General features: G+C 70.3%; 17 protein-coding genes. 8 read left to right on the top strand and 9 right to left on the bottom strand.

What is annotated here, in order from left to right; all coding sequences use genetic code 11:
- Window positions 1–96 precede the first annotated feature (96 nt).
- The gene (locus HTZ77_RS18840) at window positions 97–600 is read left to right on the top strand and encodes a MarR family winged helix-turn-helix transcriptional regulator (protein WP_175590933.1); all 504 of its coding nucleotides are present in this window, start codon (window positions 97–99) and stop codon (window positions 598–600) included.
- Here the strand turns inward: HTZ77_RS18840 and HTZ77_RS18835 are convergent.
- The 5 genes from HTZ77_RS18835 to HTZ77_RS18815 all read right to left on the bottom strand — a co-directional run bounded on the left by HTZ77_RS18835 (window position 545) and on the right by HTZ77_RS18815 (window position 6,198).
- Window positions 545–1,657: a hypothetical protein gene (locus HTZ77_RS18835; protein WP_205302851.1), complete on the bottom strand. Its 1,113-nt coding sequence runs from the start codon at window positions 1,655–1,657 to the stop codon at window positions 545–547. The genes HTZ77_RS18840 and HTZ77_RS18835 overlap by 56 nt on opposite strands.
- A 108-nt stretch (window positions 1,658–1,765) precedes the next feature.
- Complete coding sequence (locus tag HTZ77_RS18830) at window positions 1,766–3,175, bottom strand: amino acid permease (RefSeq protein WP_175590931.1); 1,410 nt, start codon at window positions 3,173–3,175, stop codon at window positions 1,766–1,768.
- A 59-nt stretch (window positions 3,176–3,234) separates the two neighbouring features.
- The gene (locus HTZ77_RS18825) at window positions 3,235–4,542 is read right to left on the bottom strand and encodes a hypothetical protein (RefSeq protein ID WP_175590930.1); all 1,308 of its coding nucleotides are present in this window, start codon (window positions 4,540–4,542) and stop codon (window positions 3,235–3,237) included.
- 280 nt (window positions 4,543–4,822) lie between these two features.
- Window positions 4,823–5,434, bottom strand: coding sequence for a TetR/AcrR family transcriptional regulator (locus HTZ77_RS18820; RefSeq protein ID WP_175590929.1), 612 nt, complete (start codon window positions 5,432–5,434; stop codon window positions 4,823–4,825).
- 65 nt (window positions 5,435–5,499) lie between these two features.
- The gene (locus tag HTZ77_RS18815) at window positions 5,500–6,198 is read right to left on the bottom strand and encodes a DUF4328 domain-containing protein (protein ID WP_175590928.1); all 699 of its coding nucleotides are present in this window, start codon (window positions 6,196–6,198) and stop codon (window positions 5,500–5,502) included.
- Between the two features lie 138 nt (window positions 6,199–6,336).
- Between HTZ77_RS18815 and HTZ77_RS18810 the strand changes: the two genes are divergently transcribed.
- A complete protein-coding gene (locus HTZ77_RS18810) occupies window positions 6,337–7,518 on the top strand; it encodes a flavin-dependent oxidoreductase (protein ID WP_175590927.1) in 1,182 nt (393 codons plus the stop codon).
- A 403-nt stretch (window positions 7,519–7,921) separates the two neighbouring features.
- Window positions 7,922–8,395 carry a hypothetical protein gene (locus HTZ77_RS18805; protein ID WP_175590926.1) on the top strand — a complete coding sequence of 158 codons (474 nt, stop codon included), beginning with the start codon at window positions 7,922–7,924 and terminating at the stop codon, window positions 8,393–8,395.
- A 28-nt stretch (window positions 8,396–8,423) separates the two neighbouring features.
- Here the strand turns inward: HTZ77_RS18805 and HTZ77_RS18800 are convergent, their stop codons facing one another.
- The 3 genes from HTZ77_RS18800 to HTZ77_RS18790 form a co-directional block, all read right to left on the bottom strand.
- Window positions 8,424–10,046 (bottom strand): GMC oxidoreductase, encoded by a 1,623-nt coding sequence (locus HTZ77_RS18800; RefSeq protein ID WP_175590925.1) that lies wholly within the window; start codon window positions 10,044–10,046, stop codon window positions 8,424–8,426.
- Window positions 10,047–10,131: 85 nt separating this feature from the next.
- Window positions 10,132–10,641: a carboxymuconolactone decarboxylase family protein gene (locus HTZ77_RS18795; protein WP_175590924.1), complete on the bottom strand. Its 510-nt coding sequence runs from the start codon at window positions 10,639–10,641 to the stop codon at window positions 10,132–10,134.
- Window positions 10,638–11,717, bottom strand: a complete 1,080-nt coding sequence (locus tag HTZ77_RS18790; RefSeq protein WP_175590923.1) for an NAD(P)H-dependent amine dehydrogenase family protein — start codon at window positions 11,715–11,717, stop codon at window positions 10,638–10,640. Before HTZ77_RS18790 ends, HTZ77_RS18795 begins: the two co-directional genes overlap by 4 nt.
- Before the next feature lie 369 nt (window positions 11,718–12,086).
- On the opposite strand from HTZ77_RS18790, the gene HTZ77_RS18785 reads away from it, so the two are divergent.
- The 5 genes from HTZ77_RS18785 (at window position 12,087) to HTZ77_RS18765 (ending at window position 15,679) form a co-directional block, all read left to right on the top strand.
- Window positions 12,087–12,362, top strand: a complete 276-nt coding sequence (locus HTZ77_RS18785; protein WP_175590922.1) for an FmdB family zinc ribbon protein — start codon at window positions 12,087–12,089, stop codon at window positions 12,360–12,362.
- Between the two features lie 59 nt (window positions 12,363–12,421).
- The gene (locus HTZ77_RS18780; RefSeq protein WP_175590921.1) at window positions 12,422–13,087 is read left to right on the top strand and encodes an AmiS/UreI family transporter; all 666 of its coding nucleotides are present in this window, start codon (window positions 12,422–12,424) and stop codon (window positions 13,085–13,087) included.
- Between the two features lie 77 nt (window positions 13,088–13,164).
- Window positions 13,165–14,412: a formamidase gene (gene fmdA, locus HTZ77_RS18775; protein WP_175590920.1), complete on the top strand. Its 1,248-nt coding sequence runs from the start codon at window positions 13,165–13,167 to the stop codon at window positions 14,410–14,412.
- Between the two features lie 318 nt (window positions 14,413–14,730).
- Window positions 14,731–15,162 carry a hypothetical protein gene (locus HTZ77_RS18770; protein ID WP_175590919.1) on the top strand — a complete coding sequence of 144 codons (432 nt, stop codon included), beginning with the start codon at window positions 14,731–14,733 and terminating at the stop codon, window positions 15,160–15,162.
- Between the two features lie 58 nt (window positions 15,163–15,220).
- Complete coding sequence (locus tag HTZ77_RS18765; RefSeq protein ID WP_175590918.1) at window positions 15,221–15,679, top strand: VOC family protein; 459 nt, start codon at window positions 15,221–15,223, stop codon at window positions 15,677–15,679.
- 33 nt (window positions 15,680–15,712) lie between these two features.
- On the opposite strand, the gene HTZ77_RS18760 is transcribed toward HTZ77_RS18765, so the two are convergent.
- Window positions 15,713–17,170, bottom strand: coding sequence for an MDR family MFS transporter (locus tag HTZ77_RS18760; RefSeq protein ID WP_328808650.1), 1,458 nt, complete (start codon window positions 17,168–17,170; stop codon window positions 15,713–15,715).
- Between the last annotated feature and the right edge of the window lie 115 nt (window positions 17,171–17,285).

The following is a 17,285-nucleotide window of genomic DNA, read 5'->3' as shown; positions in this document are numbered from 1 at the left end:
GATTCCCCGGCTCGCACCTTTCTGACGTGAGCGGGGACGCGAGCCGACAATGACATCGCACGAAAGGGATTTAAAACGGGCTGTTACCTTGGTGCCATGGCATCGCTCGGGACACTCCTCCGCCACGTGCACGAGGTCATGGACGGCGCGATCGCCCAGATCTACGCCGATCTCGGCATGCCCGACTACCGGCCGCGCTTCTCCCCAGCCGTCCGGGCCCTGGCCACCGAAGGCCCCATGGCGATCCGCGACCTGGCCGCCGCCGTCGGCGTCACCCACTCGGCGGCCAGCCAAACGGTCCACCAGATGAGCCGCGCCGGCTTCGTCACGCTGGAACGCGGAGCCGACGGGCGGCAACGCGTCGTCCACCTCACCGAGCGCGCCCGGGCGGCGCTGCCCGCCATCGAGGCCGAGTGGGCGGCCACCACCCGGGCGGTGGCCGAGCTGGAGAAGGAGCTGCCGGCACCGCTGACCGTCGTGCTGGAGGCCACGGCCGAGGCGCTGCGCCGCCGCTCCTTCCACGCGCGCGTCACCGCGCACAACCTCAGGACTGCGCGGGCAGACCCAGATGCTCGGCGATCGCCGCCGTCACCGGCGTGACGGTCGGCAGCGGCGGGCCGGCGAAGTGGCCCGGCTTGTGCGCCCGCAGCAGCAGCTCGCCGCTGCGCTCCCAGTCGAACCCCTTGCGGCCGAGCAGCCCGGCGAACACCTCACTCGCCCTGGCCGGGTCGCGCTCGGCCAGGCGCTGGATCGGCACCGGTGACACGGTGTCGCCCCGCAGGTAGGCCGTCAGCAGGTCGCGGTACGCGGCCCGGACGACGAGCGAAGGATCGTTGAACAGTTCCTCCAGCTTCCCGAACTCCGCGTAGTAGCCCAGTCCCGCCGCCTCGTCGAAGATCAGACCGACCGTGCGCGCCGCCGTCAGCGCGGCGGGCGGGTCGATGTCCCTGGGCGGCGGGCCGCCGAGCCGCGCCACCTGGTGGGCCAGATAGCCGCGGACCATCTCGGCGACGTCAGCCCCGGGCAGCACGATGAGGTCGGCCCCGAAGTACTCGGTGAAGCAGCGGCGCTGCGCCCGCTGCGTCTCCCTGGCCTGGGCGAGCAGCACGGGGTTGCGGAAGACCCACGCCGGGTGGGCGAGCGCGAGCCGCGCGGCGACCTCCACGAGGGTGTCGCGCGCCCCGGCGGTGTGGACGGCCGGCGGCGCGCTGATCAGCCAGTCGGCGCCGAGCGGGATCAGCCGCCCCACGATGAGCATGCCGGGCTCCAGCGGCTCGAACGCCCCCTCGCCCAGGTTGGAGAAGGCCCGGTAGACCAGCTCGTCGACGAGGTTGAACAGCAGCACGGCCGCGTCGTCCACGGCCCGCACCTCGAACACCCCCTCGACCACGATCTTCCAGCTCGCGAGGAGCTCCACATCGGCGCGGTCGAGCCCCGGCGTCTCGGCGAGGAAGCGGTCCACGACCGTGTCGCCGCCGGGCAGCGCGTGCTGGTGGGCGAAGAAGTCGACGGGCAGGAACGCCGCCGCCTCGTCGACGGGCATGTCGTCGGAGTAGAACCGGTCGAGCACGACGCCCAGCTCGGCGGCGAACCGTCCCGACGTGGCGAAGTGGACCAGCTCGGCCTTCAGCTCCACAGCCCGCGCAAGCCTGCTCATCATCACCCTCCGTGCCCGGAGCGACACAATGCGTCCCATGTACGGAGTGACACTAACCGGCGACGCGGTGCTCACGCGGGCGGTTCGGGCAACTCGTGGCCCCCTGGCCTACACCTCGCCGGCGGTCTCCGTCTCCAGCGCGGAGTGCCTGCGGCTGTAGCCGAAGTAGATGACCAGCCCGATCACGAACCAGACGGCGAAGCGCAGCCACGTGAGCGGGTCGAGGAACGTGATCAGCCAGATCGAGAAGACGACCCCGATGGCCGGCACGAACGGCATGCCCGGCGTGCGGAACGTCCGCGGCAGGTCCGGCTGGCGGTACCGCAGCACGATCACCGCGACGCAGACCACCACGAACGCCAGCAGGATCCCGATGTTGGTCAGCTCGGCCGCCTCCCGGATCGGAAGGAACCCGGCGATCAGGGCGGAGGCGACGCCCACGATCCAGGTGACCCGCGTCGGCACCCGGCGCACCGGGTGGAGCTTGGCGAACCACAGCGGCAGCAGCCCGTCGCGGCTCATCGAGAACCACACCCGCGTCACGCCCAGCATGAACGTGAACATGACGGTCAGGATGCCGATGATGGCGCCGACCGCGATCACGGCGGCCAGGCCGCCCAGCCCGACCGAGGCGAACGCCGAGGAGAAGCCGCTCTCCGGGTCGATGGCCTTGTAGTTCTGCATGCCGGTGAGCACGAGGCACGCCAGCACGTACAGGATCATGGAGATGACCAGCGAGTAGATGATCGCCTTCGGCATGTGCCGCTGCGCGTCCTTGGACTCCTCGGCGGCGGTGCTCATCGCGTCGTAGCCGAAGACGGCGAAGAACACGGTCGCCGCGCCGGTGATCGCGCCGCTGACCCCGAACGGGAAGAACGGCGTGTAGTTGGCCGTGTTGATGTAGAAGAAGCCGACCACGACGACCAGCAGCACCACGGCCACCTTGATCGCGACCACGAACGTCTCGAAGCGGGCGGCGGTGCGGATGCCGAGGTTGAGCAGGGCCGCGATCAGCAGGCACAGGATGACCGCGAACAGGTCCACCCGGTGTCCCGCGCCCGTGCCCGGCGCGCCGAGCATCCAGGCGGGCAGGCGGAACCCGAGCTCCTCCACCAGGAAGCCGAAGTAGCCGGAGATGCCGATGGCCACGACGGCGACGATCGCGGTGTACTCCAGCAGCAGGTCCCAGCCGATGAACCAGCCGACGATCTCGCCGAGCACCGCGTAGCCGTAGGTGTAGGCCGAGCCGGCCTTCGGGATGAGCCCGGCGAACTCGGCGTAGGAGAAGGCCGCCGCCGCGCTCGCGATGCCCGCGATGAGGAACGAGATGACCACGGCCGGTCCGGCGGTCTCGTGGGCCACGGCGCCGGCCAGGGCGAAGATGCCCGCGCCGATGATGCCGCCGATGCCGATGGCGGTGAGCTGCCACAGGCCCAACGTCCGTGACAGCTCCCCCTCGTGCTCGTGCGCGATCTGGTCCACGGGTTTGCGCCGGAAGACACTGCGAGAAGACACCATGACGATCCTCCTGAGCAAGGTTCGGCCCCGCGGGTGGACCTTCCCGCCGGGGCCGCCTCCTATGCCGGGACGTTTCCGCAGCTCAACCGGCGCGAACGCGGGCCGAGTGCCAGCCCGGCGGCCAGGCAGGCGAGGGGGATGGCGGGAACCACGTACCGGACGTCGAACCCGGCGAGGAAGGACGGCGCCACGATCAGCGCGGCGGCGGCCAGGCCGGGCAGCAGGGCGTCGCCGCGCCGCCGGACGACGGCGAGCGCCAGCGTCCCGGCCAGCGCGAGCGTCAGCAGCGGGAACGGCAGGTACCCGAAGCGCTGGTAGGCGCGCAGCAGGCCCGCGTACGGCTCGTGGATGCGGGTGGCGGCCGGGCCGCCCTCGTACGCCTCGGCGACCGGGCGGACCGACGGCTTCAGGGGCCGCTCCTCGAAGGGGAACCAGTACGGGTTCGTCCGCTTCATGGCGGCCTCGCGGCTGGTGGTCCGCTCCCAGCGCAGCAGCCACCGCAGGTCGGAGCCGGCGGCGGCCAGGTAGTCGCCGGGCTGGGCCAGGATGGCGGCGCGGGCGAACCGGCCGGCCAGGGCGTTCCGGTCGCCGTGCACCTTCTTGATCGGCGACCACGGCGCCCACAGCCAGAACGGCGGCGCGGGGCGGCCGGCCACGGGGGTGTCCGGGCAGAGCGGCGCGAGCCGGGGCTCCGGCCGGATCACCGAGCAGTCGGCGAACGTCGCGGTCCGCGCCCACAGGAACAGGCCGTCGGCCCTGGTCAGGCCGAAGACGCCGCTCGTGGCCGACATCCACGTCGCGTACGCCAGCAGCGGCGCGAGGCCGGCGACCGCGAAGGCCCCCCACACCCGCCATCCGGTACGGCGCAGCAGCAGCCGGGCGCCCGCGAGCGCGAGCACCACCACGCCGACCGTGCGGGTGAGCGCGGCCAGGCTCAGCACGAGTCCGGCGAGCGCGGCGGTCGCCGGGGTGACCCGCCGTCGCAGCAGCACCAGCACCCCGGCCGCGACCAGCGCGGTGAACAGCGCGTCGGCCATGACCATGTGTTCGAGCAGGATCAGGAACTCGTCGAACAGCAGCGGCGCCACCAGCACGGTCGCGCCCCATCCGGGCAGCCCCCGCCGCACCAGCAGCGCGTACGCCGCCACGGCCAGCCCCGCCCCCAGCAGGTGCTGCACGGCCGTGACCAGCACGAGGCCGGGGCCGGGGGCGAGGGCGCCGAGGAACAACGAGTACCCCAGCGGCCGGAACGCTCCGGGCACCGGGCGGGCGGCCGACTCCAGGTAGGCGAAGGAGTCGGCCCAGAAGAACAGCGCCGGCCGGTACCCGAGCATCGCCAGCCCCCGCAGGGCGAGCCCGAGTACCAACGCGACGGCGAACGGAACATGCCTGCCTCGGGCCCGTTCTCCGGGCGAGCGCGCGATTCCGGGCAGCGCAAATTCAACGGCCGGCGCCGTCATGAGGTCCCCCTGGGCTGTGGGTCAGCCGGGTCCCCCCACGCACGAGCCCCCGCCGACGTGATGGTCTGTCGGTTCTTGGCGTCTCACCGCGAGACCGTTACCGCCCCCAGGTGGGGCGGGGGCGGGAACGACCTCACCCATGTATTGCCGTCAGACCCGACTTTTGTTCACGCCGCCGGAGAAGTGATCATTCGGCGGGCCGGGGAGGCGAGCCAGGCAGGCCCAGGGTGCGGTGCAGCATGTGGTGCATGTGGGCGCGGAAGCGGCGCTGGGCGCGCGGGTCGTCGGGCCCGTGCCGCGCGCCGCTCTTGTCGAGCACCCCGCTCAGCACGAAGCTGTGGATGCACCAGACCAGGGTGTTGACCATGTAGGGCACGTCGGCGTCGGGGTCCACGTCGAACATCGAGGTGATGGTGTCGATGACGAGCTGGGCCAGCGGCTGGACGTAGGCGGGTTCGAGCCCGGTGACGTCGCTGGCGTCGGACAGCCAGCGGTGCGTCCACAGGGCGGGGTGCTCGGGGTTCTCGACGCAGAAGTCGATGTAGCGGTCGATCAAGTGGTGCAGTGCCGCGGCCTTGTCCGCCGGCGGGGCCACCACGAGCTCCTTGACCGCAGCCTCCAGGACCACGCGGTGGGCCTCGTTGGCCCGGTCCATGACCGCGAGGTACAGCTCGCGCTTGCTCCCCACGTGGTAGCTGACGGTGGCCACGTTCAGCCCGACGGCCTCGGCGATCTGCCTGGTGGAGGTGCCGTCGTACCCGAGTCCGGCGAAGAGCTTCGTCGCGACCTGGAGAATCATCTCTCGCTGATGTGTGTCACCTGAAATCACCAGCAGAGAATAGGTGGGGCTTTTGTCCCTCTCAATCAGTTGATGGGCAGGTTTACGGTAAATTGCGGCAAAGCATCCCGCCGCGCCTCCTGGTCCCGCGTGATCTTCATGACGACGTACGCCGCCAGCGCCCCCGTACCGGCCCAGCACAGGGATCCGATCACGTCCACCCGCGCCAGCTCGCGCAGGGACTCCAGGTCCGCCTGCCACAGCAGCGCGGCGACCACGTCGAGCACCCAGAAGCTGATCACGAACGCGTTCCACCAGATCCAGACCAGGACCGAGCGGCGCGCCAACGGGAGCGACGGCACCGGCTCGCCCGGCTTGGAGGCGTTCCAGACGTCCTCCACGACCTGCTTGGGGAACCACAGGTTGACCACCGGCACGAACCAGCCCAGGATCACCCACGGCCGGGCCCGCCGGTGCGGCCCCGGCGCCAGCACCTCGGCGTTCCCCCGCACCCGGTGCAGCCACGCCAGGAACGCCACCGCCGCCAGCGAGAACACCGCGACCTTCACGTACGCGGCGCCGAGCAGCAGCGTGTCGGTGACCTCGACCTCAAGGGACCGCACGGATCCCGAGTCGACCAGGATCCGCTCGATGATCGTGACCCGCCACAGGCTCAGCCCGGACCCCACGACCCTCACCAGGGCGTAGACCGCCAGCGTCACCACGGCACCCAACGCCAGCCCCCGCACCGGCCGGACGGCCGCGGCACGCATCGCCGGATCCATGGATCTCCCTCCCATAGACACCGAGAAGCGCCAGTATGACGGCACACTCCATCGTTCTTGATCGGAACGGTCGGAACAGCCCCTTGAACATCCGGGCGGCGACGGGCAAGATCATGCTGCCTATCAGGAGGTCGTTCCATGCGCGTGATCATCGCCGGCGCCGGCATCGGAGGGCTCACGACGGCGTTGAGCCTGCACGCCGCGGGCATCACGGACGTCGTCGTCCACGAGTCCGTCCAGGAGATCCGGCCGCTCGGCGTCGGCATCAACATCCTGCCGCACGCCGTGCGCGAGCTCGTCGAGCTCGGCCTCGGCGACCGGCTGGCCCGGATCGGCGTGGCCACCGGCGACCTCACGTTCGTCAACCGCTACGGACAGGTCATCTGGTCCGAGCCGCGCGGCGAGGCCGCCGGCTACAACTGGCCGCAGTACTCGATCCACCGCGGCCGGCTCCAGTTCATGCTGCTGGACGCCGTACGGGAGCGCCTGGGGCCGGACTCCGTGATCACCGGGTCCCCCGTCACCGGTCTCGACCACGACGCCGACCTGCTCGTGGGGGCCGACGGGATCCGGTCGAGCGTGCGGGCCGCGATGTTCCCCGAGGAGGGGGAGCCGCTGTGGAGCGGCGAGGTGCTGTGGCGCGGCACCACGTACAGCAAGCCGTTCATGACCGGCAGGTCCATGCTCATGGCCGGCGACGACGTCCAGAGGGTGGTCGTCTACCCCATCGCCCCGCCCGAGCCCGACGGCCGCGTGCTGATCAACTGGGCCATCCAGCGCCGGGCCGCCGAGACCGTGCCGAGGGGCGACTGGAACCGGCGGGTGGAGATCGGGAAGTTCCTCCACCACGTCGCCGACTGGCGCTTCGAGCAGCTCGACATCCCGGAGCTGATCAACGGCGCCGAGGCGGTCTACGAGTACCCGATGGTCGACCGCGACCCGCTTCCGTACTGGTCGAAGGAGCGCGTCACGCTGCTGGGCGACGCCGCCCACCCCATGTACCCGACCGGCTCCAACGGCGGCACCCAGTCGATCATCGACGCCCGCGTGCTCGCGTACGCGCTGGCGACCGGCCGCGGCGTGGAGTGGTACGAGGAGCAGCGCCGTCCGACGACCGCGCAGATCGTCGCCTCCAACCGCAAGGACGGCCCGGAGGTGGTCCTGCGGATGGCGCACCAGAAGGCGCCGGAGGGGTTCGACGACATCGAGGACGTCATGCCGCTGGCCGAGCTGGAGGAGATCGCGACGGGCTACAAGAAGACGGCGGGCTTCCTGCCCTCGGTGCTGAACGAGCGGGCCTCCTGGTCCGTGCCCGCCTGACCGGCTCCCGACCCGTCCGGGAAGCCGCCTGCGCCGCCGCCCGGGAACGGGCGGTAAAGCGTCGATGAACTCTGTTGATCTTGTGCGGCGTCCTCGCCACGTCTCTCACTAGCTGCTCCCGACGGACGAACGAGGAGAGTGAGGGCGCCCGCCGATGAGGGACCGATCCCCGGATCATTCGGACTTCCTTGACGAGTTCACCGCAGTGCGGGAGACCGGCAGCGCTGCGGCGCGCCGAGGCCTCGATCCCCGACGCGCTCCGCCAGGAGACGCCGGAGCTGACCGCCATGCTCCAGGAGATCCGGGCCGACGCTCTGGCCAACATGAACGACGTCCTCGTCGTCGCCGACGAGCTGACCGTCCGCCTGGACCGGCTGCTGCGCCCGTCGTCGGGGGGGCACCCATGGGTGAGGTCCTCGGCCGGACGCCCGCGGGACGGGAGGCGCTGGCCTACGCCAGGGAGCACGGCATCACCACCCTCTACCAGAGCGGGCAGAACATCCGCTGGTCCGACTACAACCGCGACCTCAACGTCATCCGCCTCGGCGGCGCCGACACCGCGAGCTCCGAGGCGCTGGCGGCGGAGTTCGTCCGTCAGGTGGAGATGGCGAAGAGCCGCTGGTCCCCCGGCCCCCTCGGCACGGACTTCGCCGAGTACGGCGAGGCGCGTGAGGCGGAGGAGGCCGCGGCCAACCGGGCGGCGTACCGGATGGGCAGCCGGCTCGGGCACGAGGAGGCGGCGCGCGCGACGTACCTCGACGGGTCGTACGGGGCCGGCTACCAGAAGCTGTGGGGCGAGCACCGGGGCGGGCTGGGCCAGGCGATCCTCGGCGGGCCGTTCAGGCTCTTCAACGACGGCCCGCTCGACTTCACCTGACCCCGCGGAGGTCCGTTCAGCGGTCCACTCAGAGATCCGTCGCGATGATCTTGTCGATGTTCCGCTCGGCGAGGGCGGTGATCGTGACGAACGGGTTCACGCTGGTGTTGCCGGGGATCAGCGCGCCGTCGATGACGTACAGGCCCGGATGGCCGGCGAGCCGGCCGTAGTTGTCCGTGGCCCTGCCCAGGACGGCGCCCCCGAGCGGGTGGTAGGTGAGGTGGTCGCCCCAGATCTTGTAGACCCCGAAGAGGTCGGTCCGGTAGATCGTCCCCTCCTTGGAGTTGATCTTGTCGAAGATGGTCCTGGCCATGTCGATGGACGGCTGCTTCCAGGCGGTCTGCCAGTTCAGCTCCACCGCGCCCGTCCCGGCGTTCCAGGTGAACTGGGCGCGGTTCGGGTTCTTGGTGATCGACAGGTAGAACGAGGCGAACGTCTCGATCCCGGTCGGCAGCGGCGCGACCTCGGCGAACGCCCCTCCGGCCGCCCAGTTGTCGATGCCGCTGCACGGGATGGTCGACTGGTGCGCCCCGGTCGGGTCCCAGATGTGGTTGGCCCGGCCGCACATGACGTTGCCGTTGTCGCCCCAGCCCCTGCCGACCTCGCCGTTGAGGTTGGGCAGCGCGCCGGTGCCCTTCAGCTTGACCAGCAGCTTGCTGGTGCCGACGCTGCCCGCCGCGAAGAAGACCCGGTCGGCGGTCACGGTCTTGGTGGCCGTGACGTCGCCGTTGGTGTCGAGCTGGTCGATGACGACCGTGTAGCGGCCCCCGGACGCCGGGGAGACCGAGGTGACCTTGTGCAGCGGCGAGATCGCGACCCGGCCGGTGGCCCTGGCCTGGGCGAGGTACGTCTTCTGCAGCGACTTCTTGCCGTGGTTGTTGCCGTAGAGGATCTCGCCCGCGAGGGCCGACTTCGTGACGGTGCCGGCCGCCTCCTGCTCCATGTAGTCCCAGTCGTACACGTCCGGGACGAAGACCCACGGGAACCCGGACCGCTGGGCCTGCTTACGGCCGACCCGCGAGAACTGGTACCACTCGGTCGAGTCGAACCAGGCCGGGTCCACCGTGGACACCCCGAGCCCGGCGTTGGCCCGCGGGTAGTAGACGTTGTACATCTCGTCGGCGTTCACCGTGGGCAGGATCGCGGCGAAGTTCTCGCGCTTCGGGGTGACCGCCATGCCGCCGTTGACCAGCGAGCCGCCGCCGACCCCGCGCCCCTGGTAGACCGTGATGCCGCCGAACTCCTCGGCGTCCAGCACCCCGGTGTAGCGGGGGATGTCGCGGTCGATGGGGAAGCCGAGGAAGTAGTTGAGCGGCGCCTTCGTCCTGGTCCGCAGCCAGTACGAGCGCCGGTCGGGCTCCAGGACGCTGCAGAAGATCTTGCCGTCGGAGGCCGGGGTGTCCCAGGCCATGCCCATCTCGATCATGTGCACGTCCACGCCCGCCTGGGCCAGGCGCAGGGCGGCGACCGACCCGCCGTACCCGGTGCCGATCACCAGCGCCGCGACGCTGGCTCCGTTCGCGATGGGGCCGGCCAGGGCCTGCGGGGTGGCCCGCGCCGGCTCGCGGCCGTACAGGGCCGCGGCCCCGAGCAGCGCGCCGGTCCCGGCGATGAATCCACGACGCGAGATACCAGAGGGGTTGTCACTCATGCCGCGTTCCTCACTCTTGAGGGGTTTTTCGGATTGCTCGCGCCCTGAGTCGTCGAATTGCCTACTGTTGCCTACGGCCCGTGGCCTACGGCCTGGGAGGCTTGGCCGGCGAGGAGCCGCCGCTGGGAAGCACGCACACGGTGTCCAGCCCCAGCACCCGGTTCAGCCGGCCGAACGCCAGCCACGACCCGATGCTCATGCTCAGCTCGACGATCTCGACCTGGCTGTAGTGCGCGGTCATCCGCGCCCAGAACTCGTCGTCGATGCCGTGGTGGTCGAGCACGTACCGCTCGGCGTACTCGGCCGCCAGCCGGGTCCGCTCGTCGAAGGCGTCGGTGGCGCGCCAGTCCGCCACCGCGTCGGCGAACTCCGGCTCGACCTTCTGCCCGTCCCGTTCGGTACGCCAGTCGAGGCAGAACGCGCAGCCGTTGATCTGCGCGACCCGCAGCCGGGCGGCCTCGAACTCGCGCAGGCCGAGGGTGGTGTGGGCGTACACGGCGAGGGAGAAGTGGGAGGCCGCGGGGCCGATGCCGGGGACCAGCTCGCCCCACACGTACGTGATCGGATCCTTGCCGTCGGGGATGTCGACCCTCACGAATGGCTCCTTCCGAGCTTGCCCGTGGCGGGACGGAGGGGGACGTCGAGCGCGTCGTACAGCCCGGGCCCGGCCTCGGCCAGCCATTCGATGGCGTTGACCAGCCGCCCGGCGGCGGTGGCGTTACCGCCGGCGGCCCGGTTGCCGCCCTCGTCGGTGGCCTCGACCGTGACCTCGATGCGCGGCCGCCCCTCGATGATCACCCGGTGCGCCCCGCCCTGGTCGGGCGACGCCGGCCAGTCCGGCGCGCACGACGGGTGGATCCGGGTCACGTGCTCGATCACGATCCGCGGCTCGCCGCCCACGATCCCCTGCACCTCGAAGCGCAGCGCGCCCTGCGTGCCCGCCTTGAACTCGCCCATCGTGGCGGTGGAGACGGTGGTGTCGAGGGGGCGCCGCTCCACGCTCTCGCGGATCTCCTCGACCCGGACCCCGAGGCCACGGGCGATCAGCCGGATCTGCCCGCCCCAGACCATGGTCGGCACGGTCGGGGCGATCATGGGCGGCTCGTAGTCCATCGGCTGCCCCATCCCGACCAGGTAGCGGACCGAGTCCTCCTGGTCGTAGACGGAGTAGTCGAAGATCTCCTGGCAGCGGACGGCGTCCACGGTGCCGGCCAGCCCGCTGACCAGCAGGGGCAGCACGTCGTTGCCCCAGCCCGGGTCGACGCCTGAGACGAACAGCGACCCGCCGCCCTCCGCGACGGCCTCCAGGACCCGCGCCCGCATCTCGGGCGGGGCGTCGCGCGGGTCGTACAGGGCGTAGAGGGACGGCGTGACGACCACGGCCCCCGCCCGGATGGCTCTGGTGATGTCGCCGAGCGCCTCGTCGGGGCGGATGTCGCCGGACGCCGCGTACACCACCGCCCGGGGACGCGTGCCAAGGGCGGCGTCGACGTCGTCGGTGGCGCGGACGCCCAGAGGACGGCCGAGGCCGGCCAGGTCGCCCGCGTCCCGGCCCGCTTTCGCGGGGTCGTGGACGAGGACGGCGGTGAGATCGAGCGCGGGGTGGGCGTCGACCGCTCGGATGGCGGCGCGGCCCACGTTTCCGGTACCCCAGACCAGGGTGGACACCATGCGCGGAGCGTAGCAAGCGCTTGGTCAGGTGTATAGGGGGTTCTGTGAGGCTGGTCACACCGGCGGGATCGCAGGGGTGAGGACTTCCCCAAGCGGCGGCAAATTATCGCGGCCCTCGGGAAATCAACGGCGGCCCGTCTTAAAAAGATATCGACGTTCCGGGCCCCTGCGGAACGAATAGGCCACCGATTCCCGACTTTCCGCCAGGGCGCGCCATTCCGCGCGGTCCGCGCATTGCCGCCGACCTTGACACCGAGTTGGGGCGGGGGTTGGCTGAAGTATATGGCCTGAATCGCCATCGACCGTTGGCGCGGCAGCAGCCGGCGCCAAAGGCGGGACAAACACGGGCTCAATCTCTGGCGGGTGCCTATGGCGACTTACGAGTATCGCTGTCGCGATTGCGGACGATTCGAGGTGCGCCTGCCGATCGGCACCGCTTCGGCCGTGTTCGACTGTCCCGAGTGCCGGAGCCCGGCGTCGCGCGTCTTCTCCTCGCCGTACCTCAGCCAGGTGTCCCCGACGACGGCCCGCGCGCGCTCCCGGGAGGAGCAGAGCCGCGAGGCCCCCGAGGTGGTCACGAGCGTGCCCGCCCCGCGACGCCGGCAGCCTCCTCACCCGGCCCTGCAGCGACTGCCCCGCCCGTGAGGGCGGCGCGGGGCCTTCCATACGTCCGTCCCGAGCATGAATGAGGAGGTGCGTCGCTGATGGGAGCCGTCGGACTTCTCTACGTCGGCGCGGTGCTTTTCCTGAACGGCATGATGCTGCTGAACAAGGTGGACCCGCGGGCGGCGGGGATCTTCAACCTGTTCGTCGGGGCCCTGCAGGTGATCGTGCCCACGCTGGTGATCGTCACGCACCAGACCAGGCCGCTGGAGATTCTCGGGGCGTCCGGGATCTATCTCTTCGGATTCACCTATCTCTACGTCGGGGTCAACCTGCTCGGCAACTTCGACTCCACGGGAGTCGGCTACTTCTCGCTGTTCGTGGCGATCATGGCGCTCGGGTACTCGTTCGCCAACTTCCGGATCCTGGGTGATCCGGCGTTCGGCGTCATCTGGCTCTACTGGTCGTACCTGTGGTTCCTCTTCTTCGTGCTCCTGGGGATGAAGAAGGAGCAGATCACCAAGTACACGGGCTGGGTCACGGCGATCGAGGGCTGGGTCACGGCGGCGATCCCCGCGTTCCTGATCCTCACCGGCTACTGGCGCAACCCGCAGACGATCGCCGTCATCCTCGCCGTCTTCGGCGTCCTGGTCTTCGGCGCGCTGTGGCCGCTGACCCGGGGGCGCGAGCCGTCTCCGGCGGCGCCGGCGCCGAGCGACGAGGAGCTGGGCGTCAGCGACCCGCGGCACCGCCCCCGCTGGACGTGACGAGCGCATTCGAGGGAGGTGTCACGACGCGCCAGTATCCGAGAACTCCGAGAGGACCACCAGCGAAGAAGGACATCATGCCGAAAATCATATATACCGTCGATCAGTCGAAGCCGATGCGCGACCAAGAAATACCCGGGCACAACAGATGGCACCCTGACATTCCCGTGGTGGAAATGGTTCGCCCGGGTGATGAATTCCGGGTCGAATGCCGGGAATGGACCGACGCCCAGATCGGCAACAACGATTCGGCGAACGACGTACGCGACGTCGACCTGACCAGAGCGCACATGCTCAGCGGACCGATCGGCGTCGAGGGAGCCGAGCCTGGCGACCTCCTGGTCGTCGACATCATGGACCTCGGCCCGGTGCCGCAGCAGATGGGGGACGCGCCAGGACAGGGGTGGGGGTACACCGGCATCTTCGCCAAGGCGAACGGCGGCGGGTTCCTCACCGACTACTTCCCGGACGCGTACAAGGCGATATGGGACTTCCACGGGATGGTGGCCATGTCCCGCCACCTGCCAGGTGTGCGGTTCACCGGCATCACCCACCCCGGACTGTTCGGCACGGCGCCGTCGGCCGAACTGCTCGCGACGTGGAACCGCCGGGAGCAGGCGCTCATCGACACCGACCCGGACCGGGTCCCGCCGCTCGGCCTCCCGCCGCTGACCGACAACGCGCTCTGCGGCACGGCGACCGGCGAGGCGATGGAGCGGATAGCCAGTGAAGGCGCCCGCACCGTCCCGGCACGGGAGAACGGCGGCAACCACGACATCAAGAACTTCACGCGCGGGGCCCGGGTCTTCTACCCGGTCCACGTGAACGACGCGAAGCTCTCCGGAGGTGACCTGCACTTCAGCCAGGGCGACGGCGAGATCACCTTCTGCGGCGCGATCGAGATGGGCGGTTTCATCGACTTCCACGTCGACCTCATCAAGGGCGGCATGGAGAAGTACGGCGTGACCACCAACCCGATCTTCATGCCCGGGAACGTGGAGCCCCGGTACTCCGAGTTCCTGTCGTTCATCGGGATCTCGGTCGACCACGACACGGACACGAACTACTACCTCGACGCGACGGTGGCCTACCGCAGGGCCTGCCTCAACGCGGTCGAGTACCTCAAGAGATGGGGCTACACGGGCGAGCAGGCGTACCTGCTGCTCGGCTCGGCCCCGATCGAGGGGCGTGTCAGCGGGATCGTCGACATCCCGAACGCATGCTGCTCGCTCTACCTGCCCACCGCGATCTTCGACTTCGACGTCCGTCCGACGTCGGAGGGACCGGTGCGGGAGGACCGCGGACAGTGCGCCGTGACGAGCTGACAGCCGCCCACCGTGGGGCCCCGCCCAGGCCGGCGGGGCCCCACTTCTTCAACAGTTCGCAAATTTCCCGCCAAGAACGGGCTGCCCGCCCGAAGCGCCCGGTTGGGCACGGACGCCCGTCACACCGGGTCTTCGCCCTCTTTGTCCCGCCACCCCGCCGGCTTTGCCCGAGTGCACACTGACAAGCTGTCCATAAAAACCGGCAAAACCGCAGGTATCATCACAAAAAGACCTAGATGGTGATACACCTCCCCAGACAGGCGCAGACCCCCGGCTTCCTTCTGGCGCGCCTGCCATTTTCGAAAGGTCAATCACTCCATGAAGAACGACGCGGTGTGGGTCCGAGGCGTCACCGGCATGCAGTTGCACCACACCACCGACCTCCAGGACGCCAGCCGCTTCCTGGGCAACGCGGTGATGGCGCTGCGCGCCGCCCACGTACGAACCGGCGACGCCCGTTACTCCAGCCTGGCCTCCCAGCTCAAGAGCATGGCGGCGGAGACCCGCGTGCTGGAGACCCAGGCGCGGGAGCGCATGCACGGCCTCCACTCGGAGGACCCCGAGATGTTCACCCGCTGCCGCGAGGGCGAGGAGCCCTGGCCGGACGAGATCCAGGCCGGCTTCATCCCCCGCCACACCTGCCAGGACCAGTGCCTGTACCACGACCACGACGTCCTGGACGCCATCATGCAGTGCACCTGCGGCCAGCCCCCGTGCCGCGCCTGCGCCATCGGCGGCGCCCCGGCCTGACCTCGGCCGGGCGGGCACACTGTGAGTGAGAGTCGCCGCCTCACCAGGGGGGTCGTCCATGACACCCGACTCGAAGCTCACCGAGGCCCGCTGGACCCATGTCGCCCTGCCGAGCTGCGACCTGGACCGGGCGGTCGCGTTCTACACGACGATGACCCCGCTCGTGGTGGTCGCCAGGCACACGGACGAGCACGGCCGCAACGCCTGGCTGTCCAACGACGGCCAGGCGGACAGCCCGTTCGTGCTCGTCCTGGTGGAGTTCGCGCAGGACCGGGGCAAGCCGCAGCCGCAACTGGGACCGTTCGCCCACCTGGGCATGGAGGTTCCGGAACGCGCGGACGTGGACCGCATGGCCGACGAGGCGCGACGGATGGGCTGCCTGCACTGGGAGCCCATGGACCTGCCCGATCCGGTGGGATACGTGTGCGCCCTGAAGGACCCGGACGGCAACGTGGTGGAGATCTCCCACGGGCAGAAGGTCTACGAGGAGGTCCGCGCTCTCTGGGGTGATCGCTGAGTCTTCCCCCGGATCACCCCGTGACCCCGGCCCTCAGTGGGCGGGTCCCGCGAACTCGCCGGCGTTGTCGGCCCGCGCCGGCAGGAGCAGGGCGGCCACGACCACGGCCAGGGACAGCACCGCGCCGATGATGAAGGCCAGCCGCATGCCGTCGAGCAGGGCGAGAGCGTCGGGCACGTCCGCGGCCTTCAGCGCGTCGGCGCGCGCGCTCATCACGGTGATCACGAGCGCGGTGCCGAAGGCCGCGGCGACCTGCTGCAACGTGCTCAGGATCGAGCTGCCGTGGGAGTAGAGGTGCGGCGGGACCGCGCCGAGCCCGAGCGTGAAGACCGGGGTGAAGGTGGCCGCCAGGCTCACCATGAGCAGCGCGTGCAGGCCGAGGAGCTGCCAGTACGGCATGGTCATCGTGACCTGGGTGAAGCCGGCGAGCGCCAGCGTGATCCCGATCGCGCCGGGGATGACCAGGACCCGGCCGCCGAACTGGTCGAACAGGCGGCCGACGGTCGGACCGAGCAGCCCCATCGCGAGACCGCCCGGCATCACGAGGAGCCCGGTCTCCAGGGGGCTGAGCCCGCGGAGGTTCTGCAGGTACAGCGGCAGCAGGATCATCGAGCCGAGCATCGCCATGAAGGCCACCGACATCAGGATCAGCGCGACCGTGTAGGTGCGGTGGCGCAGGGTGCGCAGGTCCATCAGCGGCACGCCGCGCTTCTGCAGCGAGAGCTGGCGGACGACGAAGACGCCGATGGCGACCAGCCCGGCCACCACGATCGTGGCGGCGACGCGGACGTCACCGCCCTCGAACTGGCTGAGCCCGTAGACCAGGCCGCCGAAGCCGGCCGCGGCGGTCATCACGCTCAGCCAGTCGATGGTGCTGAACTCGGGCTCTCCGACGTTCTCGAGCTGCTTCAGGCCGCGCCAGGCGATCAGGCCGGCGATGGGGAGCACCACGGCGAACAGCAGCCGCCAGGACCCGAACTGCAGGATCACGCCGGAGACCGCCGGGCCCATCGCGGGCGCGACCGAGATGGCCAGCGTGACGTTGCCCATCACGCGGCCCCGCTCGGACTCCGGCACCACCTGCATCAGCGTGGTCATCAGCAGCGGCATCATCACCGCCGTGCCGGACGCCTGGACGATGCGGGCGCCCAGCAGCACCTCGAACGTCGGCGAGACCGCGGCCAGCGCCGTGCCGAGCAGGAACAGCCCCATCGCGGTGGTGTAGGCGACGCGGGTGGACACCCGCTGCAGGAACCATCCGGTGATCGGGATGACCGCGGCCATGGTCAGCATGAACGCGGTCGAGAGCCACTGCGCGGTCTGCTCGGTGATGTGCAGGGCGTCCATCAGCCGCGGGATCGCGTTGATCATGATCGTCTCGTTGAGGATGACCACGAACGTGGCGAGCACCAGCAGCCGGATCACGGCCGGGGTGCGACCTTTGGAGGGGGTCGCGGGGTTGGCGGGTGAGTCGAGCTGTGGGCTGGACACGGTACCTCGATCGGAGTCGTCGGACATGACATGGTCATGGCTGGCGTCGCAGCCCTGGGCCTCATAGGAAGTCGCGGTCATGCACAGTCTGACCGGCACCACCGACAAAACTCAT

The organism is Nonomuraea montanisoli, from assembly GCF_013363975.1.
Classification (GTDB): domain Bacteria; phylum Actinomycetota; class Actinomycetes; order Streptosporangiales; family Streptosporangiaceae; genus Nonomuraea; species Nonomuraea montanisoli.
This window is presented reverse-complemented; position numbering and strand designations above follow the sequence as displayed.